17 protein-coding genes are annotated in these 21,643 nt (G+C 39.3%); 16 read left to right on the plus strand and 1 reads right to left on the minus strand.

What is annotated here, in order from left to right; translation table 11 throughout:
* Positions 1-93: 93 nt before the first annotated feature.
* Positions 94-585 carry an OmpA family protein gene (locus H5123_RS03840; protein WP_182697086.1) on the minus strand — a complete coding sequence of 164 codons (492 nt, stop codon included), beginning with the start codon at positions 583-585 and terminating at the stop codon, positions 94-96.
* Between the two features lie 320 nt (positions 586-905).
* Here H5123_RS03840 and H5123_RS03845 point away from each other — a divergent pair, with 320 nt between their 5' ends.
* The 16 genes from H5123_RS03845 to tssG all read left to right on the plus strand — a co-directional run bounded on the left by H5123_RS03845 (position 906) and on the right by tssG (position 21,642).
* Complete coding sequence (locus H5123_RS03845) at positions 906-2,894, plus strand: serine/threonine-protein kinase (protein WP_182697087.1); 1,989 nt, start codon at positions 906-908, stop codon at positions 2,892-2,894.
* A 53-nt stretch (positions 2,895-2,947) separates the two neighbouring features.
* On the plus strand, positions 2,948-4,288 hold the full coding sequence (gene tagH, locus H5123_RS03850; protein WP_182697088.1) for a type VI secretion system-associated FHA domain protein TagH: 1,341 nt from the start codon (positions 2,948-2,950) through the stop codon (positions 4,286-4,288).
* 18 nt (positions 4,289-4,306) lie between these two features.
* The gene (gene tssJ / locus H5123_RS03855) at positions 4,307-4,777 is read left to right on the plus strand and encodes a type VI secretion system lipoprotein TssJ (RefSeq protein WP_124015780.1); all 471 of its coding nucleotides are present in this window, start codon (positions 4,307-4,309) and stop codon (positions 4,775-4,777) included.
* A gap of 24 nt (positions 4,778-4,801) precedes the next feature.
* Positions 4,802-6,130: a type VI secretion system baseplate subunit TssK gene (gene tssK / locus H5123_RS03860; protein ID WP_182697089.1), complete on the plus strand. Its 1,329-nt coding sequence runs from the start codon at positions 4,802-4,804 to the stop codon at positions 6,128-6,130.
* 25 nt (positions 6,131-6,155) lie between these two features.
* Positions 6,156-7,445 carry a type VI secretion system protein TssL, long form gene (gene tssL / locus H5123_RS03865; RefSeq protein ID WP_124015782.1) on the plus strand — a complete coding sequence of 430 codons (1,290 nt, stop codon included), beginning with the start codon at positions 6,156-6,158 and terminating at the stop codon, positions 7,443-7,445.
* A 23-nt stretch (positions 7,446-7,468) separates the two neighbouring features.
* Complete coding sequence (tssM, locus tag H5123_RS03870) at positions 7,469-11,017, plus strand: type VI secretion system membrane subunit TssM (RefSeq protein WP_182697090.1); 3,549 nt, start codon at positions 7,469-7,471, stop codon at positions 11,015-11,017.
* On the plus strand, positions 10,999-11,730 hold the full coding sequence (gene tagF / locus H5123_RS03875; RefSeq protein WP_182697091.1) for a type VI secretion system-associated protein TagF: 732 nt from the start codon (positions 10,999-11,001) through the stop codon (positions 11,728-11,730). The genes tssM and tagF overlap by 19 nt, the downstream gene beginning before the upstream one ends.
* Positions 11,721-12,494 (plus strand): PP2C family serine/threonine-protein phosphatase, encoded by a 774-nt coding sequence (locus tag H5123_RS03880; RefSeq protein ID WP_182697092.1) that lies wholly within the window; start codon positions 11,721-11,723, stop codon positions 12,492-12,494. The genes tagF and H5123_RS03880 overlap by 10 nt, the downstream gene beginning before the upstream one ends.
* Before the next feature lie 288 nt (positions 12,495-12,782).
* Entirely contained in the window at positions 12,783-13,889 is a 1,107-nt protein-coding gene (tssA, locus tag H5123_RS03885) for a type VI secretion system protein TssA (RefSeq protein ID WP_124015786.1), read from the plus strand.
* Positions 13,890-13,930: 41 nt separating this feature from the next.
* Positions 13,931-14,431, plus strand: coding sequence for a type VI secretion system contractile sheath small subunit (tssB, locus tag H5123_RS03890; protein WP_124015787.1), 501 nt, complete (start codon positions 13,931-13,933; stop codon positions 14,429-14,431).
* Positions 14,431-15,924, plus strand: coding sequence for a type VI secretion system contractile sheath large subunit (gene tssC / locus H5123_RS03895; protein ID WP_182697093.1), 1,494 nt, complete (start codon positions 14,431-14,433; stop codon positions 15,922-15,924). The genes tssB and tssC (H5123_RS03895) overlap by 1 nt, the downstream gene beginning before the upstream one ends.
* Before the next feature lie 51 nt (positions 15,925-15,975).
* The gene (gene tssC / locus H5123_RS03900) at positions 15,976-17,511 is read left to right on the plus strand and encodes a type VI secretion system contractile sheath large subunit (protein WP_182697094.1); all 1,536 of its coding nucleotides are present in this window, start codon (positions 15,976-15,978) and stop codon (positions 17,509-17,511) included.
* 14 nt (positions 17,512-17,525) lie between these two features.
* Positions 17,526-18,314 (plus strand): type VI secretion system accessory protein TagJ, encoded by a 789-nt coding sequence (locus H5123_RS03905; protein ID WP_182697095.1) that lies wholly within the window; start codon positions 17,526-17,528, stop codon positions 18,312-18,314.
* A 6-nt stretch (positions 18,315-18,320) separates the two neighbouring features.
* Positions 18,321-18,812 carry a type VI secretion system baseplate subunit TssE gene (tssE, locus tag H5123_RS03910; RefSeq protein ID WP_371697234.1) on the plus strand — a complete coding sequence of 164 codons (492 nt, stop codon included), beginning with the start codon at positions 18,321-18,323 and terminating at the stop codon, positions 18,810-18,812.
* Entirely contained in the window at positions 18,809-20,638 is a 1,830-nt protein-coding gene (gene tssF / locus H5123_RS03915; protein WP_182697096.1) for a type VI secretion system baseplate subunit TssF, read from the plus strand. Before tssE ends, tssF begins: the two co-directional genes overlap by 4 nt.
* Positions 20,635-21,642, plus strand: a complete 1,008-nt coding sequence (tssG, locus tag H5123_RS03920) for a type VI secretion system baseplate subunit TssG (protein ID WP_182697097.1) — start codon at positions 20,635-20,637, stop codon at positions 21,640-21,642. Before tssF ends, tssG begins: the two co-directional genes overlap by 4 nt.
* Position 21,643 lies beyond the last annotated feature (1 nt).

Consider the following 21,643-nt stretch of genomic DNA (forward strand, 5'->3'; position numbering starts at 1 on the left):
CTGTAATAATTAAGATTCAGCTTAACAGTAAGCTGAACCTTAATTATGAGAATAATGTTAACTTAATATCATTTCAAATCACTCAAATAAAATTTAAGAAGATTTGTCAGTGATGATAAAGTCAACTCGACGAGTTTTTGAACGCTCAGAGCTGGTTAGTCTAACACCATTATCTTCAATAATTTTAGTGCTAGAAACTAACTGGTCGTATGACGCACCTAAAGAAACTAAGTACTCTACGATTCCATCAGCACGACGTTGTGCCAGTGCTTTATTGTACTTTATAGTACCTTTATCGTCGGTTAAACCTTGAATGTTAAGTTCTTTATCGACGTGGTTAGCTAAATAAGTAGCAACGCAAGACATGTGCGCATCAAGCTTACTGTATGACTTATCGCTATTCAGTTCGAAATACACAGGTCTAAATCCTACAATCATTTCATCATCTGTTTGTAAGGTATATTCAATACACTCTGGAGAAATTGAAAATGTTTTGATGGGTTCTGATACAGTAACGGGTGCTGATTGACAGCCCGTAAGTGCTAATAACACAACACCTGCTAATGAAAGATTGATCGGTCTCATATTTGACTTAATCCTTTAAAACTGTGGTCCATTAAAAAGAAGACGTAAATTACCGATTATGTTTTATTGGGTCAATAGGAAAACGATATTTTTGATAATTTGATATTTATTTATCTTAATAAGACATACTTTTTAATGTGTTTTTATTTCAATACATACTAATGGGTAGTTAATTTAAACTGATTTATATAAAATTTATTTTGCTGGTTTTTAAATGTTGTTTTTTGAGTTTGCTTGCTGCAACATATTGTGGTTATTTTGATTCACTAGGACGTTAGTTTACATACTTTAGGATAATATCAAGGGATTAACCTGTACTTATGGATAAGAGTAAAGCACCAAATAACTTAGCTGAAGACAAAACTGTCATAGCAGGATTAGACAATTCTGAAAATAATGCTAACAAAGTTAATTTGATTGGCAAATGTTTCAAAAATCGATATTTAATTGAATCAAAAATTGGTCATGGAGGTATGAGTGATATATACCGTGCCAAAGACCTGTACTTAGAGTCGTTGAATGTCAGTGAGCCATTTGTTGCAATAAAGGTATTATTGCCTCAGTTATCTGATATACCCGAAGCTCAACAAGTCCTGATTAAAGAGTCGGTGCAAACCCAAAAACTCTCTCATCCAAATATCATCCGAGTGTATGATGTTGATACTGATGATGGCTTTCACTTTATGGTAATGGAGTGGTTAGACGGTGAATCATTAGACCAAGTCATTAAACGTTCCAAACCGATGGGGATTAATTTCAAAGGATCAATGAAAATCATTGATCAGATTGCTTCAGCCTTATCGTATGCGCATCATCAAGGTATTGTTCATACAGATTTAAAACCATCGAATATTTTCCTGACTCGCCAAGGTAATATTAAAGTCTTCGATTTTGGTGTTGCAAAAAACTTGCAACAAAGAGAAGACCGCTACGCACTTGCTGAGGTAGATCAAGACTCATCATTAACAGGTTACACTCCAGCATATGCTAGCTTTGAACAGCTAACTGGCGAAGATGCTTGTGCGGAAGATGATATTTTTGCTTTTTCATGCATTAGCTATGAATTGCTTACAAGTAAACATCCCTATCAGCGTGTCGCAGCAAATGAAGTTGACGTTACCAAGAATAAATTGGTCAAGCCAAAGCATATCAGCATGTCTTTGTGGCCTACACTCAAAAAAGGCTTGGCACTCAAAAAGGCGCAACGAGCATCATCAATTGATCAGATAATCAGCACTTTACACCGTAAAACTTGGCCGATTTTAACTGCCATTGCAGCAGGTACGATTTTGGTTATTGGGGGATTTCAAATTCAACAATACTATCAAGTGCAATTAGATAACTTGAATAATAAAGTGGCGATAACAAATAAGGCAAAAAGTGAAGTTCAAGCATTTGAGTTTATCCCAGCTTCAGACTTATTAGCCCGAATTGACAGTATTCCTGAATCTAAAAGCATCATTAAAAATGGTCTATTAAAAACACATCAATCAGAAGTATTGGATATCGTTGAACAACGTATTGCTTCCTTACCTAAAAGTGATAATGGCCTCTATCAGGATTATGTAAAAATAGCTGAAGTTATTAATGATATAGAGCGTTTTTATCCTGATTCAGTTCGTTTGCTGCAAATGAAAAATCAAGCTGAACGAAGTAAACAATTGGTTGTTGATGCTCTGTCTGAACGTTTGAGTCTTTTATTATCTCAAGCTCGTTATAACGAGCAAGGGACCAATAATATTAAGGCTATCGTTGATGGACTAAGCTTTGTTGAGCCTAATTATGTATATCTCGCGAGTAATGAAGAATATACGCTCTATGCAAGCACCTTTGATAGTGCATTAAAGAAACACGATATTAATCAAATTAGCGAACTTATCACTACGGGTGAAAATGTGTTTGCAAACTATCCTGAAGCTAAGTCTTTAATTGCCTATGGTGCACAATTAAAAGTTGCCGTAAAAGCATTGAACGAATATCACAATGCGACGGCAAAAGGCAAAACTGTTGATTATCCGTATGACGCCGCTGAGGTTTATTATCGGGATACATTTGAGCAATTAACCGCAAGACTAGAAGCGATTGATGATCCCAAAGATCTACATGAATTTGATAAAGAAGTAAGAGATCTTGCCACAAATTTACCTGATGATTTTGATCCCCTACTGACGCTTGATAAACGTCTCGCGGCGTCATTTTTACGCCAGGCAAACGTGTATCTAGAAAAGCAATATCTGAAAACTGCCAGAGAGTTATTTGCTCGGGGTAATGAAATGTATGAACGTCTTAATGGTGTTCAACGTTTATAGCTCTGTAGTGATTGATCAATCGTTGTATGTTGATGAAGGAAGATGTAATAAAAATGGAATTATCGCTAGAGATTTTGAGCTATCACAGGTTATCTCCTGAGCAAATTATAACAAAAACAGTTATTAATACTTTGACGCTAGGTCGCTCAGATACGTGTAATTGGCATTTACCCGATCCTGAAAAGGTGGTTTCTGGTACTCATGCTCGGATCACTAAGCGCAGTGACGGTTTTTACATTGAAGACTTATCAACTAATGGTTTATACGTTAATCGTGCCGTTGAAGCCTTGGGCAGCAATCGTGAACATAAAATTGAGGTCGATGATTTATTCACTTTTGGTGATTATGAAATCAGTGCTAAATTGCAGAGTTTACCTACCTCTGAACACACTCATCAGCAACCCAGTGTACAACATGCTCCTGTTGCAACGACCTTGGATGATCATCATGCGTTACCGACTTCATCCTCATCAATTCTTGATACTGGGTTTGAGTCTGATTTAGCTGGATTTGATTCTGCAATGTTGCTCAAGCAATCTCGGCAACAATCAGCAGGTCTATCGCAAATGAACGCTGATTTACAAGACCACTTTCAACCACCTTTATCTATCCCTGAAGAATGGGATAAGGATATTTTTGGCCAACATTCTCAAGCACGTCCTAGCTCTACTGTTGCGCCAGAACCCAAAGTGGAAGTTGCTCAAGCGCCTGTGATGCCAGTTGTCGAGACTAAAATAGCAAAAGCAGACGTTAAAAAAGACGCTCCTGTGATACCTGAATCAAAGCCCTCGATAAACACTCAAATTACTTCAGCATCAGTGTTAAGTAAGGCTTTTTTTCAAGGTATGGGAGTAAATCAACAAGACTATGAAAAGGTGCTAAGCGAAGAATTGATGTTTGAATTGGGTAAGAGCATGCAATCTATGTTAACCGGACTCATGGATTCTTTACGCCAACGTTCAAAGCTTAAAACTGAGTTTCGAATTAATCAAACTACTTTTCAGCAACAGGAAAATAACCCATTAAAATTCTCAGCCAATATTGATGATGTTTTCCAAAATTTATTTTTAAGAAAAAGTGCCAGCTTTTTATCATCACAACAAGCTATTTCCGAGGCATTTAATGATGGCCGAAAACATGATGCTGCATTAACGGCTGGGACGTTAGGCGCTATCCGAGGGTTATTAAATCAATTAGATCCTGAGTCTATTGAATCTAAAACACAAAGCCAATCTCTGGCAGACATGTTAGTACCAGGACAGAAACAAATGCGTCATTGGAAGCTATATAAAAGCTTACACTCAGATTTGAAACACGAATTTATGCAAGACAGTGCTGCAGCATTATCAGATGATTTTGTTAAAGCATACGACAATAAAATCAAAACGTTATAATTTACTAAGGGCTATTAAATGACATTAAAGTTAGGTCTATACCGAATCATATTAGTAAGCTTTTTATTACTTAACTCTGGTTGTAAAACAATTAATGCAGTTGTTCCTCCATCAACAGACGTTACGTTTAATGCCAGTGCTGACATTAATCCAGACATTAATAATCGACCATCACCTGTGGTGGTTAAAATATTTGAACTATCGTCACGGACTATCTTTGACACGCAAGATTTTTTTACCCTTGATGAGTCTGCTGAAAGCGTTCTTGGCCCCGATCTTATCCGTAAAGATGAGTTGGAATTACAACCATCAGAAACCCGTGAATATGCGATGACATTGGGACAAAACACACGGTTTGTTGGGGTGATAGTCGCCTATAGAGATATCGATTCCTCTCGATGGCGATCGGTCGTCGCCGTCGATCCTACTGGCTATGATGATGTCACTATCAACATAGAAAAAATAGCAGTGTACAACTCTGAAAAGTAATCGTTGTGAATAAATAGGGAAATTATGAGCGATTTTAGCCCAATAGCATGGACAGAGGGCATGTTTCTTCGTCCACAACATATGCAGCAGCAAGAGCGTTTTTTGCAGCATCAGCAAGCGCGTATGGCCAAAAATAATAATCCACTGGCCTGGGGTATTGTAAGCTACGAAGTCAATTATGGCTTGCTTCCGTTAGGGCAGTTTGGTTTAGACCGCATTGATTGCGTATTTCCGGATAATACTCTGGTTTGCTTACCAGAGCAGAGCCCATTGCCGACATCTATTACAATCCCAGCAGGAACACTTGATCAATTGGTCTACCTCGTGCTGCCTGTTGCCAAAAGTAATGGTGTCAATATTTCATCTTCTGAGCAGAATCAAATTACCCGTTACATCTATGAGGATCATAACATTGTTGATACCAGTGTTGGCTCAGATGCAATGGAAGTGCTACAAGTGGCAAAATTGGACTGCCGTTTCAAGTTACAGAGTGAAGATCGTTCTGGATATGTGTCTATTGCCATCGCTCGTGTTATTGACGTATCAGAGGAAGGCGTAATTCGGTTAGATAAAAAGTTTATTCCTGCATGCACAGGCATCGAACACATTAAAACCTTGATGAATATGACCACTGAAGTTACGGGCATGATTAATCAGCGTGCCGAAGCGATTGCGGCTCGATTAAGTCAATCTCAAGGGACTTCAAGTTCGATTGCCGATTTTTTAATGTTGCAGCTTTTGAACAAATATCAGCCTATTTTTGAACATTATGCGATCGTTAATCATATCCATCCTGAATTGCTATACCGCACATTAATCAGTTTCTCAGGTGAACTGTCAACATTTAGCAGTCCTAATAAGCGTCCGCCTAAATTCCCGACTTATCAGCATGATAATTTGACCTATGTTTTTAGCAATACAATGGTCATTGTCAATCATGGCTTAAGCAGTGTATTAGAACAAAGTGCTACGGAACTCATTCTTGAGAAGACCAAATTTGGGGTATATTTCTCGACTATTGCAGACAAGAGCATGCTTGATAATGCTGAGTTCATTCTTGCTGTTAAAGCCAATGTGCCGCATGACGAGCTACGTCAGCGTTTGCCTTCGCAAATCAAAATAGGCTCGGTTGAAACAATCCGTGAACTGGTTAATAACCAATTAGCAGGCATTGGCATTTCAAATTTACCCGTTGCGCCAAGACAAGTGCCATATCACGCTGGTTATCACTATTTCCAATTAGATAAAAATAATAGCCATTGGATAAAGCTCAAATCGAGTGGCGGTGTTGCTATGCATATTTCTGGTGCATATCCAGAGTTACAACTTGAACTTTGGGCTGTGAGTATTTAAACGCCAAAACATTAAGGATAATTTTGTGAACGATAAAACCATCGTTAAACCTCGCCCAGGGAAAGGGGCGGGTATGGCTGGCAATAAAACAAAAGTCGATGATGATAGTCAAAAAACTCTGATCCAAGAACAGCGTAATGATAATCGGGATAATCGCTCGCAACTTAGTCTATCGCAAAATCCGTTAGTTGATTTTGCGGGCACGCTATTATCGATCTGTACTCAATTACGAAACAGTACCCAGCATGATGACGTGAACACATTACGGGTACATTGCGTTGAGTTGATTAAGCATTATGAACAGCAGCTTCGTAATGCAAACCTAGCATCTGATGACATTCAATCTGCCCGATATTGCCTGTGTTGTTTTATCGACGAAGTTGTACTCAATACGCCCTGGGGAGAGCAAAGCTATTGGGCATCTGACAGCTTACTGTCGACTTTTCATCATGAAACCTTAGGCGGTGAGTATTTCTATACTTTACTTGATGCATCGCTGCGTCATCCTGCAGAAAAATGTAATTTGCTTGAACTCATGTATTTATGTTTAACCCTAGGTTTTGTTGGCAAAATGAGAGTTGAACCTCAAGGCGATCAAAAACTTGAAGCATTACGGGAAAAAACCTACTTAGCAATTCAATCCTGTAAAGGCGATTTCCACCGTGAATTATCTCCGGGGTGGCGACAGAATATTGTGCCAAATTTGACCTTTCAACAGCCATTTCCTTTATGGGTGATTGGGGCATTATTTGGCGTGGTCATATTATTTATTTACATGGGCTTTAGTTATAGCATTAACCATTATTCATCAGTCGCTTATAAAGAATTAACCTCAATAGTTCCATGGGAAAAAACCGTCGAAGCGCAGCAACAAATAAGCCGTGATGAAGCCTTATTGCTGCAACAACTGTTACAAACCGAAATAGGCAAAAATCTACTCGAAGTAGAGCAATTAAGTGACCGAGTGAGGATCCGCATTGGTGCTACTGAATTATTTGCATCAGGTAGCACCCAACCTCGTTCAGATTTTGAAGCCATTCTCGCTAAAATTGCCCGCACACTTGAGAGTACTGATGGCAAAATATTGATCACGGGTCATACCGATGATGAACCAATTTTTACCTCTAAATATCCATCAAATTGGCATCTTTCGCTGGCTAGAGCCACATCAATTGCAAATGTTCTCGCTAACAACGCATCGTTAAGTGGTCGTCTATGGCCTGAGGGGCGAGGGGAGTCTGAGCCTCGTGTTGTTAACGATAGCGAACAAAATCGCGCGTTAAACCGTCGAATCGAAATCGACTTATTGTTTTAATGTGACATAAAGGAATAACATAAATGTCTTTGAAATCAATTGGCAAGGGAATTGTCGATACACTTAAATCTAAATGGACTATTACCATTATAGGTTTTCTGTGCTTAGCATTACTCATTTGGTTTGGTGGCCCATTGGTGGCAATCGCCGGCTATGAGCCATTAGCCACCGCAGCTTCGCGGATTATTCTATTACTTGTTATTGTTATCATCTTTGGGGCAATCCATTTTTCTCGGCAGTTGAAGAGCAAAAAGCAAAGCGAGAAAATGGTTGATAGCTTAATTAATGGTGAAGACGATAATAGCGCGTCGGGAGATGATTCTGCGAAAGGTGAAATCACTGTTTTACAGAATAAAATGACCCAAGCGTTAGATATTCTCAAAAATACCAAGCTCACTAAAAATAAAAGTATTTACGAATTACCCTGGTATATCATGATTGGTCCACCAGGAAGCGGAAAAACGACTGCAATTCAGCATTCTGGTTTGGAATACCCATTAAAAGAAAAAATGGGTGTAGACATGATTGAAGGTGTCGGCGGCACAAGACACTGTGATTGGTGGTTTACTAATAAAGCAGTATTAATAGATACGGCCGGTCGTTATACCACTCAAGATAGTCATGTAAAACAAGACTCTCGTGCATGGCAAGGATTTCTGGGATTATTAAAAAAATACCGTCCAGTTCGCCCCATTAATGGTGTCATCATCAGCATGGGCATGTCTGACTTATTAAACCAAACTAAGACAGAAAGAAACTTACATGCTCGCGCAATCAAACAGCGATTACAAGAGCTGCAAAATCAGCTTGGTATGACTTTTCCTGTGTACGTATTGTTTTCTAAATCTGATTTAGTTGCAGGTTTTAATGAATTTTTTGACGATTTAACTAAAGAAGATTGTGAGCAAATTTGGGGTATTACCTTCCCACTCAATGCCGATACCGAAGACACTGATATCGTCAGTTCATTTAATAAGGAATTTCACGATTTATTACTTAATTTAAACGCACGACTCAATAGCCGTTTGAAAAATGAGCGAGACCTAGAGCGCCGTGCTGCAATTTATGAATTTCCTAAACAGCTGAGATTATTACAAAGTTCTGCCGATGATTTTTTGAAAGAAATTTTTGCTCCCAATGCCTATGAAGAAGCCCCATTATTACGCGGTGTTTATCTCACCAGTGCGACACAAGAAGGCACTCCAATAGACCATCTTTCTAGTCATTTATCCAGTGGGATAAAAAGTAAAACAAAAACATTTGCAGCCAATAAACAACGAAGCTACTTTATAAAACGACTGTTAGAAGACGTTATTTTTCCTGAGAAAAACTTAGCATCAACCAACCGTAAACATACCAATCATAACCGATTGTTACGAAAAGTCTCAGTGGGCGTAGCTGCTGGCGTCACCTTGCTTGCAAGTGATTTTTGGTGGCAAAGTTATGATTGGAATCGCAAGTTGATTGATGATACTTATCAAGGTGTTAGTGCCTATAAAACCATTACAAATGGTGGATTAAATGCTAAGTCAGATGTGATTACATTAACCAAAGGCTTAACCTTAATTCGAGATCTACCAGTGGGGTTTGGAACCGATAAGGCCGAGGACGCACAAACCTTTGGTTTGTACCAAGGCGATAAGCTCAAGCAGCCTGCTACAGCCGCTTACCATCGCGCACTAGAAACGCATTTGATGCCTTTCTTACAAACCGTGCTAAGTGATGAAATGGATGCAAATGGCGATCATCTTAATTATTTATATGAAACATTAAAAACATACTTAATGCTCTATTTCCCTGAGCATTTTGATAAGAGCGATGTTCAAGTGTGGTTTTCCGCTTACATTGATAGAAACCTTGTTGGTGATGTTAATCGTGATGTGCGGGTACAACTCAACCAGCATATTGATACCTTGCTTTCTTTGGGGATTCGAGGTCATCAGTATGACAGTTCGACTGTTGATAGTGCTCGAGTTAATTTAACCATGTTGCCACTGGTTGAACGAGCTTATCAGCGTTTGAAAAGTGATTTTGCAAATAGCAGTATTCCAGACTTTAAGCTGGTCGATATGTTGAGTTTAGACAGTTTAGATGGGCTGATGTTCATCAGTGGCCGTCAATTCAATCAGGGTATCCCAGGGCTTTATACCTTCAATGGTTTTCATGGCATTTTTAATATAGAAAAGAATAAAATAGTTAAGAATCTAACTGCCGACAGCTGGGTTTATGGAGACGATTTAGTTGATTTAGATGAGCAAGCTAAAGCGCTGATAACCCAAGAGTTAGAAAAGAGATATATTCGTGATTATATTTTTTATTGGGAAGATTTCTTAAATGATATCGCGATTAAACCCTATTCTACCCGCGAAGAAGCTGAACTCGTTACGGCAGCGCTTGCCAGTCCTGATCAACCGATAAAGACCATTATTGCCGCAGTACAGAAAAATGTGAATTTAACCAAACTGCCGGCAGAGTCGAATAATTTAAAGGCTGCAGCTGAAGTGGCAGATAATCTGTCGGATATCGCCTTTCGTTCTAAAAAAGCACGCTTAAATCGCTTGTTACCAGACACTGATATTACATCAGAGGAGGATTTACCCGGCCAAGATGTTGAATATGCTTTTGCTGAGCTGCTTAAAATTAATCTTGCAGACATTGATAAGATTCAAACCACCTTACGAGCACTTAATCGCAATTACACTAAGTTATCATTGCAAGCTGATGGACAAGGTAATGTGATCAATCAAGCCACAGAAGAAAGCTTTGCTCAATTAGGCATGGCTTTATCTGAGCAATTGATTGATTTACCAAGTCCAATCAATAATTTACTTAGTGATGTTGCATCCCGTACACGCTCATTTGCCAAATCAAATCAAAGTCAGCGATTTAACGGTATTTGGCGGTCGCAAGTATTGGCTGAATTTAACCGAGCCATTGCTGGACGATACCCATTTGATCGTAAATCTAAAGAAGATGTCAGGTTAAAAGATTTTAGTAAGTTTTTTGGTTACGGCGGTACTTTAGATAAATTTTGGGATCAGTACTTAGCCGCTCATGTGGATACCAGCAAAAAACCTTGGCGTTTTAAGCGTAATATTGGCATTCGTAATGACATATTGGAAATGTACCAGCGCGCTGAAACCATTAAAGAAGCATTTTTCGAGCCAGGCTCTAGGCAGCCTATTGTCAATTTTTCATTGGAACCTGAATTATTAGATCAGAATGTGAGTATGTTCTTATTTGAATTAGACAGCCAGCAGCTTAAATACCGTCACGGTCCGACTCGCAAAGAGTTATTTGTTTGGCCTGGTCCTGGGGCAAATAACGAAACTCGAATTGCATTTTCACCGCCTAATGGTGGTCGCTCAATCAACAAGAAGTATGAAGGTGAATGGTCATTCTTTAAGTTATTGGATGAGTTAAGTAAAAAGCGTCCACAAACTAAAAAAGACGGCAAATTACTTATAGACCTTAAAGGTTACAGTGCTGTACTTAAATTGACAGCAAACAGTGTTAACAATCCATTTTGGATGGCAAATATGGAGACGTTTAGATGTCCTGCGAACCTTTAACATCAGTAGGTTACTGTGGAAAAGTCCCGTCAAAAGGTGACTTTATTCAGCAGAACTTGAATGTTGATTTTCTAAAAAATTGGAATGACTGGCTACAAGCTGTTATTGCGGTGAGTAAAGAACAAACTGAACATAATTGGTTGGACTATTACCTCACAAGCCCTATATGGCACTTTTCGTTATCTGCAGGTGTTTGCTGTGATCAAGCTGTTGTAGGCACAGTGATTCCTAGTATCGATCATGTTGGGCGCCACTATCCATTTACGCTAGCTGGATTGCACAATCAATCTGCTTTAAGAGGATGGCAAGAAAATCAGTGGGTTGATGTTTTTGAAAAACATATATTGCAAGTTCTTGAAGATGAAACTGTTCTAGAGCATTGGCTCGAAACAATTACTAAAGAGCCTCTTTCTGTTGCTGCTAATAACGACAGATTTGTCGAAAATGAATCTATAGATCGAAATAAGAAAGCATGGGTATTTCAGGGGGATAACTCACCTGATGTACTGTTATTACTGGATCAGCAATACCGAAAGCGCTTTGATTGTTACAGTATATGGTGGACTGAAGGATCTGATGAAGTAGGGCCATGCACTATCATCACAGAAGGCTTACCGCAAATAAGTCAATTTATCTCTATGTTAAATGGTCAATGGGGACAACGTGGTTGGAATACTGCGGAGCTTATTAAGGATCAAACTTCATGCACTTAAGTCACGCATTAACTCATAGAGGAACCGTTAGAGAAATTAACGAAGATGCTTACCTTGAGTTACCACATTTAGGTGTCTGGGTTGTTGCTGATGGAATGGGTGGACATGCCGCCGGAGATGTCGCCAGTCAGTTAGTTATCGACGGCATCCAGCAGGCTGTTGAGCACCTTGAAGCAGAAACAATTACTTTAGAGGTGTTAAAAAAATCACTGATTGATAGTAATCGTATATTACAGCAAATGAGTGAACATGATTTTGATGGCAAGGTAGCTGGCACCACTGTCGTTGTGCTGTGGCTATATCAAGATAAATATCATTTGCTATGGGTTGGTGATAGTCGGATTTATTTGATGCGTGATCAGCAAATGAAGCAAATGACTAAAGATCATAGCCAAGTGAATGACATGATTGATGAAGGGCTTCTTTCTCCTGAAGAGGCGGAGACGCACCCTTTAGCTAATGTGATCACGCGAGCGGTAGGTGTTGATACTCAATTGGACATAGACTACCGAACCGATAAGGTAAAAGATGGTGATGTTTTTTTACTCTGTAGCGATGGTTTAAACAAAGAACTAAATGATATTGAGATTGAGAGAACAATAAAATCTGGAAATATTATTGATTCAGGATTAGCACTACTTCACGCTTCATTGGTCAGAAATGCAAGAGATAATGTTACGTGTATTTTAGTCAAGAACTCACATAAGAACATTAATATTATCGATGATAGCGATAAAACCATACCGATATTTAGTCACATTTAATAAGTTGTCCTTATAATAGAGAATATAAATGGGTTGTAACGTTAATATTTATTATAAGTGTTATTGTTTTTTGTATGGACAACATTACTTATGATGTAATTCTTTTGGGTGTAATTATTTCGAATGTAATTACATAGGATGTTTTTTGTTTTCTTTATTATCCATTGTGATTAGGTGTGGGCAATATATCTTATTTTAGTTCTATTAAAGACTATTAAGTATTGTTTTTGAAGTTCTATACTTTTATTATTGCACATTAAATCATTTTTATTCAGGGATTGAATTAGATTGAGTAAGCTAAAGAATTTAACTATCGATGAATTAATTCTTCCCATTACCATTGATGCGGAATCTGGAGTTGATCCTCGCGAAGATATTAGTCCAACCTCAACGTATTATTTACTTAAAGACGTGCGCAATATTGCACGCTCTAAAGAACGAAAAGCGTTAACCGATGAAGAAGATGTGTTATCCGTCTCGGTTGAATGGCGACCGATATTTGAGCAAGTTCCGAATATTTTAAAACAACAATCAAAAGATATCGAATATGTTGCTTGGTTTATCGAGGCTGCATGTCGATTACATGGATTCAAAGGGTTGTATTTTGGTTTTACCCTAGCAGCAGAATTAATCGAGCGCTATTGGGACACGCTTTATCCCACACCAGAGCCAAATGATTTAGCGGAGCGAATTGCACCGCTGATTGGTTTGAATGGTATCGAAAGTGAAGGTTCCCTAATTCATCCAATAAGAACGATCCCTATCACCGATGGCGGAATTGTTTACTCGACTTGGCAATATGAACAGGCGCTAGATACAAGTCGCTTAGATAAAGATAAGCAAGAAAAGCGCTTCGATTCTGGTTCAGTCTCACTTGAAGACGTCGAGCAGAGCATCAAGGAAACCTCCGACAGTTTCTTTATCGAGCTTGATCGCGATGTACAAAATGCTATGAGTGCATTTAGCCGTTTGTCGGCTTCAATGGATGACGCGATGAGCGGTGATCCACAACCGACGAGTTATATTCGCAAAGCGTTAGAAGCCTGTGCACTGCAAATTAGTTCAATTACAGCACCAATAATTGCAAAGAATAAAGCTAACTTAGCGCAAGAACAACAGATTGACGAACAGCAAGACGGTGATACTACTGCTCATCATTCAACGCCTTCAGGTGTTGAAGGACAACTTAATTCTAGGGCACAAGCTATTAGTCATCTTGAGACGATAGCGGACTTTTTTCGACGTACTGAGCCACATTCGCCAATGTCTTATGCTATTGAGCAAGTCATACGCTGGAGTGACCTAAGTTTGCCCGAGTTATTACAAGAATTAATCCAAGATGGTGAAGCAAGAAATGGCTTTTTCAAGTTATCTGGAATAAAAACGGAAGAATGATCTGTAGTTGATTACTCAACATATTATTGAAAGGAGTTCATATGAGTGTACATGATAAATTAAAGCGAGTAAGAAAACCCCGTGTCCATATTACCTATGATGTCGAAACCGAAGGTGCTGTAGTAAAAAAAGAGCTGCCTTTTGTTATTGGTGTTACGGGTGATTTTGCTGGTCACAACACCGCAGATTTAAAGCCATTAAAAGACCGCCGTTTTGTACAAATCGACCGTGATAACTTTAATGATGTGTTAAAGCGTATGAGCCCTAAGTTAAATATTTTAGTGCCTAATACTCTTGCCGGCGATGATTCTGAAATGAATGTAGCATTAGAGTTTAATAGCATTGAAGACTTTGAACCTGCTGCCATTGTTAATCAGGTTGAACCATTAAGAAAATTAATGGAAACCCGTAACAAACTTCGTGATTTGATGACAAAAGTTGATCGCTCTGAGAATCTCGAAAATATCTTAGAAGAAGTGTTAAATAACACTACCAGCCTAGACAAGTTGGCTGGTGAACTTAACCTCAAAGGAGCGGAATAATGAGCATGGAAGCCGCGTCATTAGATGCTGTATCTGAAGAGCAAGCACAGAGTGTTTCTATTTTAGAGCAAGCTATCGTTGCTACAAAGCAAACCGATTCTTCTCGTGCAGAAGAATTAATTCGTTCGTTAACCGAAGAAGCCCTTAAAGGTACTGTTCAGTGGGATAAAAACCTCACTGTGACATTCAATAAGGCTATTAATCGTTTAGATGACGTTATCTCTAAACAATTAGCTTCAATTATGCACAATGAAGAACTGCAAAAACTTGAAGGTAGCTGGCGTGGTTTGCACCATACCGTTAAAAACTCTGAAACCAACGAAACACTTAAAATTCGTGTAATGAGTTTGTCTAAAAAAGAACTGCATAAAGATTTAAGTAAAGCGGTTGAGTTTGATCAGAGCCAAATGTTTAAAAAGATCTATGAATCAGAGTTTGGTACTCCGGGTGGCGAACCTTATGGTTGTTTAGTGGGTGATTATGAATTTACTAATCATCCAGAAGATGTTGAATCATTGTCATTAATGTCTAATGTTGCCGCTGCTGGTTTCTGTCCATTTATTTCGGCTGCAGGTTCATCTTTATTTGGTTTTGATGAGTGGACTGAACTGAGCAAACCTCGCGATCTTGAAAAGGTATTTGAATCTCTAGAATACACTCAGTGGCGCTCTTTCCGCGACAGTGATGATTCTCGCTTCGTGACTCTAACTATGCCTAGAGTGCTGGCTCGCCTTCCTTATGGCTCAGCGACCAAGCCTGTAGAAGAGTTTTGCTATGAAGAGTTTGAAATAGACTCAGAAAGTGGCCGTTCTAAAGTGGCTGATCATAATGATTATTGTTGGATGAATGCGGCTTACGTTATGGCTACCAATATGGGCCAAGCATTCAGTAAATATGGCTTCTGTACTGCTATTCGCGGCGCCGAGGGCGGTGGTAAGGTTGAAGGCTTGCCTGCACACGTATTTACCAGTGATGACGGTGATCCAGATTTAAAGTGTCCAACGGAAATTGGTATTACTGATCGCCGTGAAGCAGAGTTAAGTAAATTAGGTTTCTTACCTCTTTGTCATTATAAGCATACTGATTATGCCGTGTTCTTTGGTTCTCAGTCATGTCAAAAACCAAAAATAATGACAAGCCATGATGCTACCGCTAATGCTGCAATTTCAGCACGTTTACCTTACTTAATGGCAACGTCTCGTTTTGCTCATTACCTTAAAGTGATGGCCCGCGACAAAATTGGTAGCTTCATGGAAGCAGAAGATGTTGAGTCTTGGTTAAATCGCTGGATTTTATCTTTTGTTAATGCATCTGAAGGTGGCGGACAAGACATTCGCGCTAAGTATCCATTGGCTGACGCTAAAGTTGTGGTGAAAGAGATCCCTGGTCAACCGGGCTCATACAATGCCGTTGCCTGGTTACGTCCTTGGTTGCAGATGGAAGAGCTTACGGCGTCTTTACGTTTAGTCGCAAAAATCCCTAAAGTAGGATAATCACCCGCTAACGCAGTGACCCTCATTTGTTTTCAAGGATAGAAACAAACGATGCCTCAAGAAACCATTTCATTTGTAACAAGTGAAATTTTCAAAGAAGATACTGGAATTAAAAAGCCAGTATCTTCAACGACAAAGGCACTAAAAAATAAACACTTAGTCGAACGATTCTTACGAGAGTCGGATTCGACTAGGTCGTTATTGCTTTGGTTAGAAAACTCGAGCCATTCGCTGACTCAATTTGATAAAACCTCCGTATTACCTTTTCTGCTTAAGGCTATTGATCGTATCGATAGACAGCTAGAACAACAACTCAATGCCATCATTCATCACAATGCTTTTCAAGCTTTAGAGGCTAGTTGGCGTGGGGTATTGTATTTAGTTCAACAGCAAGATTTACATGACAAAGACCAGAAAGTAAAAGTTAAAATGCTCGATTGTTGTTGGACAACACTGTCTAAAGACATTAATCGGGCGATTGAATTTGATCAAAGTGATTTTTTTAAACTGATTTATAACAACGAATATGACATGTCTGGTGGCGAGCCCTTCGGCACGTTAATTGGTGATTATCAAATCACCCATAAGAACCGCCCAGGTGTGTCCACCAACGACATTGATATTTTAAAAGAAATTTCGCGTACTGCTGCGGCCGCATTTGCGCCATTTATCACTTCTGCCAGTCCTTCATTATTTGGTGCAGATGACTTTGCTGATTTATCTGCTCATATGAACATGGGCAAAATTTTTGAGCAGCATGAGTATATTAAGTGGAACTCGTTACGAAAAATGGATGATTCTCGCTTTATTGGCTTAACTATGCCCAACATCCTAATGCGTTCCCCTTATCTTATCGATGGTAGCCGCAGCGAAGGTTTTAAGTTTAAAGAATCGATTAAAAATCCCAAAAAAGACCATTTATGGGGTAATGCTGCTTATGCCTTTGGTGGTGTATTAATCCGCGCATTTAGCGAATCAGGTTGGTTTGGCCATATCCGCGGTTTAGAACCCGGTGCGCGTAAGAAAGGCCTAGTATGTGACCTTGCGGTCAGTCAATACGAGCCAGATTTATATCGAAAACGCAAGAAACCTTCAGTGGATTTGTTAATCAGTGATAGGGCTGAAAAGTCGATTTCTGATCAAGGTTTCATCCCTTTATCTCCAGTATCAGGTTGTGAACACTTAGTGTTTTACAGTAATGCCTCTGTGCAGAAACCACCAAAATATGAACAACTTGAAGATAATATTAATGCAAAACTATCCTCAATGTTGCAGTACATTTTGTGTGTATCTCGTTTTGCCCATTACATTAAAGTGTTAGGCCGTGAAAAAATTGGTTCACTTCATTCTGCCGAAGCTTGCCAGCGCGAACTGCAATTGTGGCTGCACAAATATACCACCGCTTCAGACGTATCTTCAGATGATGTAAGAAGTAAATATCCGCTGCGAAGTGCCCAAGTTCAAGTAAAAGAAATGCGCGGTAAGCCCGGGCACTTCTATTCGATTATTCAGTTACAACCTCATTTTCAGTTAGATCAAATGGTGTCCAGCATTAAATTGGTCACTGAGCTGACATCAAGAAATTAACACAAAGGTATCAAATGAAAAAGATTCAAGAAATGCTGCAAAATGGCCAGCTACAAGAAGCCATTCAGTTAGTTGAGACACAGCTAAAAGACGACCCAATGAACATTGATTTAAAAGGTCAACATATTGAGTTGTTGTGTATTAATGGTGAGCTTGAACGGGCTGACAAACAGTTAAACTTTTTAGTGCAAAAACACCCTGATTTTTTAATCGGTGCAGCTAACTTACGTCAGTTGATCCGAGCAGAACAAGCCAGAATTGATTTTATGGCAGGCAAAGCTGTACCTCAGCTTTTTGCTGAATCTGATGCTTATGTTGCAGCATTAATGAAGTTACGTTTAGCGATGGTCGACTCCCAAGATGATGTGACTCAATGCGCCAATAGTCTTGAAAATTTACGTCCGCAAGTCAGCCTGCTTATAAACGATAAAACCAATCAAGAAATAAGAGATCTTGATGATACCTTAGGCGGTTTTATTGAGATTTTCGGTACTGACGGTAATTTCTATTTAGCTCAGTTATCTGAAATCGATTACATCAACTTTAAGCCGGTGACTTCGCTACTGGAAATGGTTTGGCGTCGAGTTGATCTAGCGATTAAAGATGGACCGTGTGGTGAAGCGCATATACCGATGATATATGCAGGTAGCGAAACTGATGCTCAAAAATTGGGACGAGAAACTGATTGGCATGAAGTTGCTACTGATGTGATTGCTGGCAAGGGCTTAAAAATGTGGCTCGCTGATGATACTGCAGTCGTACTCAATCAAATTACTAAAATATCCACCCCAGTCTTGCAGTAGGCGATAGTGTTGAGTAAAAACCAGCAACCCATAATGGCATCCATTCTTGACCGATTGATAGATGATTCGCCCGGTGAACAGGATGTCAAAGATAGCCATCGAGGCCTTAACTTACGTCAGTTAAGGTCTAATGTTCGTCGTGATTTAGAGAATCTTCTTAATGCTAAATTACAGTGGCAAACTTGGCCGGAACATTTAACTGAACTTGACAATTCATTGATGAATTATGGTTTGCGTGATTTTTCATCCATGCCAGTAGCGAGTTTAGACGGTCGACAGATCCTCTGTAAACAGGTCGCCGATACTATAAAACGATTTGAACCCCGTTTTATCGAAGTGATGGTTGAGACGGTCGATAATGAACAGCCTCTGGATCGTGTTTTAAGATTAAAAATCAATGCACTGCTTTATGCTGAACCTGAGCCTGAATATATTACATTTGACTCAGAGGTTGAGCCGGTCCATTTAGCGATGATAGTGAATGAGGGAATTGTGTGAATCAGGAATTATTGGAGTATTACAATCGTGAATTGGCTTTCATTCGTCATATGGGGGCCGAATTTGCTGAGCAATATCCTAAGGTTGCAGGTCGTTTACGATTAAGTGATGAGCATGTTGAAGATCCTCATGTATCACGCTTAATTGAAGCATTTTCTCTGCTCACCGCACAAATTAGACAGAAACTTGATGATAGCTTTCCTGAACTCACTGAAGCGCTATTAGGTCAATTGTACCCTGATTATCAAGCGCCTATTCCGTCAATGACTGTGATTAAGGTGACGACTGAAAACTTATCGACCACAGGGGTATTATTGCCCAGGCTAACGCAAGTCGATACTCAAGTTGAGGGGATGAAATCCTGTCATTTCCAAACGTCATACGATATGAAGTTATGGCCTATTGAAGTTCAACAGGCTCAGTTTCAAAATGCACCGTTTAATGCGCCTGAACCTCAGTGGCCAGAACGGGCAAAGGCAATAATCAAGCTTGATATCGCGTGTGAGTTTGACGAAATTAGTATGCCAAGCCTTGGTGTAGATAAATTACGTTTTTTCTTAAATGGCCAAGACCATCAAACTTTTCAACTTTATCAATTACTATTTGAGCATAGTCTGGGTTTTGCTTTAGTTAACGAGCAGCAAACTGTGTGCAAATTTTTAACTAAACGGCACTTAAAAGCCGTTGGATTTGAAGATGAGCAACAAGTTATTCCTTATAGCCAACGGACCAGTTCTGGTTACCGGTTACTGCTGGAGAATTTTATTTTCCCTGAAAAATTCTTATTTTTTGACATAGATGATTTAGAGGGAAGTTGGCAAGGAATAGACAGTAAGTTCTCACTGTATATTTATTTAAAGGAAGGCTCTCAAGATTTAGATAAGCAAGTGAGTGCAAATCATTTTCTACTCGGTTGCACTCCAGTAATCAACTTATTTGAGCAAAAATTAGAACCAGTAAGTATCGATGCTTCGCAGTACGAATATAAATTAGCTGCTCGTTATTCTGACTCTGAAGTGACTGAGATCATCAATATCCAAGAGGTTATTGCTTATGATCCGAAAGACAATAAAGTTGAAGTCACACCATTTTATGGCGAATCACATCCGCAGTACCTTGGTCACAATAATTTATTTTGGCATGTTAGAAGAGAGTCGGCGAGTTGGTCAGGTGGCTATGCTGAACTAGGAACTGAATCATTTTTATCTTTAGTTGATCATAATTTTAAAGGCTTTAAGTCGGAAGATGATTATGGCGCTTGGATCTTAAGTATTACCGCTCAGTGCAGTAATCGAAATTTACCGGCCCATCTTCCGTTTGGCAACAATGAACCGAAAATGTTTGTCCCTGAACGCGCCGATATCATCAAGCATGTAAAATGTTTGCTTGCGCCAACATTACCCGTTCGCGCATCCCTTAGTGACGCTTCTCGATGGCAGTTAGTGACTCATCTATCAATTGACAGTTTTAGTGGAAAAGATGCACTTCATAATTTAAAAGAAACCCTTAAATTATACGATTTTAAGTGTTCACCAGAAAATAAAAATTTAATCGAGAATATTCACTTTGTTGAAGTCACTCCTGATACTGCACGAGTCAACCAACATGGTCGGATTAGCTTTTGCAGTGGCAGCCATATTGAAATAACCTTTATTAAAGATCATTACTCTGGCAGCGGAGTGTTCTTCTTTTGCACAATATTAGATCACTTCTTTGCACAATTTGCTGCAATCAATAGTTTTACCCGTTTAAGTATGCGTTTTAAAGACCATAATTCAGTCGCTTATACCTGGCCTGCACGTTCAGGACAAAGGCCGTTGTTATGACCCAAAATGCGATGCATCATCAGTTGCAGGCCATAATTGAAGCGCCCTCCGAGCATGATTTCTATCAAGCTGTTTATCAGTTTCAACAGCAGTTATCTCAAGGTCGCGAGCAAGGCTTTAAAGTTGGTTACGATACGATTCCAAGCAAAGAGCTGTTGCGGTTTAAATCAGATCAGCACCTTGGTTTTCCGGGGCAAGCCATCAGTAAAGTAAAGGCTAAACATACCAGTCAAAAGGCTAAGGTTGCCGCTGATATGCATATATCATTTATGGGGTTGACTGGGCCAAGCGGGGTATTACCTTCGCACTATACTGAGTTAGTCTTAGAGCGTTTACGTCATAAAGATAGCGGTATGCGTGATTTTTATGATTTATTTAATCATCGAATTATTTCACTATTTTATCGGTCATGGGAAAAGTATCGCTTCTCAGCTAATTATCAATCCCATGAAGATGGCGCTACGGATAGTTTTACTCATGTTTTGAGTTTACTCAGTGGTAATAAATCATTGAACCGCTATTACGCTGGTTTTTATCATAATAAAACTCCTACGGCAGAGTCATTACGAAGCATGTTGAATGACTTTACTGGCTGTAATGTCCAAGTTTGTTCTTTTCAAGGTCGTTGGCAATCTCTGGCTAAGACAGAGCAAACCCGATTGGCTAGTCGAAGCATGCTAGAAGGCCAATATGCGCGTTTAGGTGTCGATGCCAGTATTGGCAGCCGAGTATGGGATATCAACTCCAGTATCAGTATTCATATTAAGCCTAAAGAAGGTGCGTTGGTTAATGCATTTATGCCAGGGACAGCAAATTGTAAATCACTTAAAAAACTGGTCTCAAGCTATTTAGGTCAGTCAGTCAAATATAAGATTTTTCTAGAAATAAAACAAAAAGATGCACCGAAAGCACAATTATCCAAGTCTGCAATTGGCTTGGGGCTTGGTTGTGGTTTGATCAGCCGTGCAGAGTATGGTGAGCAAATAAAAAGCTTAATGATTTAAT

The sequence above is a fragment of the Shewanella sp. SR43-4 genome (assembly GCF_014163845.1).
Lineage (GTDB): Bacteria > Pseudomonadota > Gammaproteobacteria > Enterobacterales > Shewanellaceae > Shewanella > Shewanella vesiculosa.

Bases quoted from the DNA above. Each gene is read 5' to 3' on its own strand.
- H5123_RS03840 (WP_182697086.1), bottom strand. From the start codon at position 585: ATGAGACCGATCAATCTTTCATTAGCAGGTGTTGTGTTATTAGCACTT.
- H5123_RS03845 (WP_182697087.1), top strand. From the start codon at position 906: ATGGATAAGAGTAAAGCACCAAATAACTTAGCTGAAGACAAAACTGTC.
- tagH (WP_182697088.1), top strand. From the start codon at position 2,948: ATGGAATTATCGCTAGAGATTTTGAGCTATCACAGGTTATCTCCTGAG.
- tssJ (WP_124015780.1), top strand. From the start codon at position 4,307: ATGACATTAAAGTTAGGTCTATACCGAATCATATTAGTAAGCTTTTTA.
- tssK (WP_182697089.1), top strand. From the start codon at position 4,802: ATGAGCGATTTTAGCCCAATAGCATGGACAGAGGGCATGTTTCTTCGT.
- tssM (WP_182697090.1), top strand. From the start codon at position 7,469: ATGTCTTTGAAATCAATTGGCAAGGGAATTGTCGATACACTTAAATCT.
- tagF (WP_182697091.1), top strand. From the start codon at position 10,999: ATGTCCTGCGAACCTTTAACATCAGTAGGTTACTGTGGAAAAGTCCCG.
- H5123_RS03880 (WP_182697092.1), top strand. From the start codon at position 11,721: ATGCACTTAAGTCACGCATTAACTCATAGAGGAACCGTTAGAGAAATT.
- tssB (WP_124015787.1), top strand. From the start codon at position 13,931: ATGAGTGTACATGATAAATTAAAGCGAGTAAGAAAACCCCGTGTCCAT.
- tssC (WP_182697093.1), top strand. From the start codon at position 14,431: ATGAGCATGGAAGCCGCGTCATTAGATGCTGTATCTGAAGAGCAAGCA.
- tssC (WP_182697094.1), top strand. From the start codon at position 15,976: ATGCCTCAAGAAACCATTTCATTTGTAACAAGTGAAATTTTCAAAGAA.
- H5123_RS03905 (WP_182697095.1), top strand. From the start codon at position 17,526: ATGAAAAAGATTCAAGAAATGCTGCAAAATGGCCAGCTACAAGAAGCC.
- tssG (WP_182697097.1), top strand. From the start codon at position 20,635: ATGACCCAAAATGCGATGCATCATCAGTTGCAGGCCATAATTGAAGCG.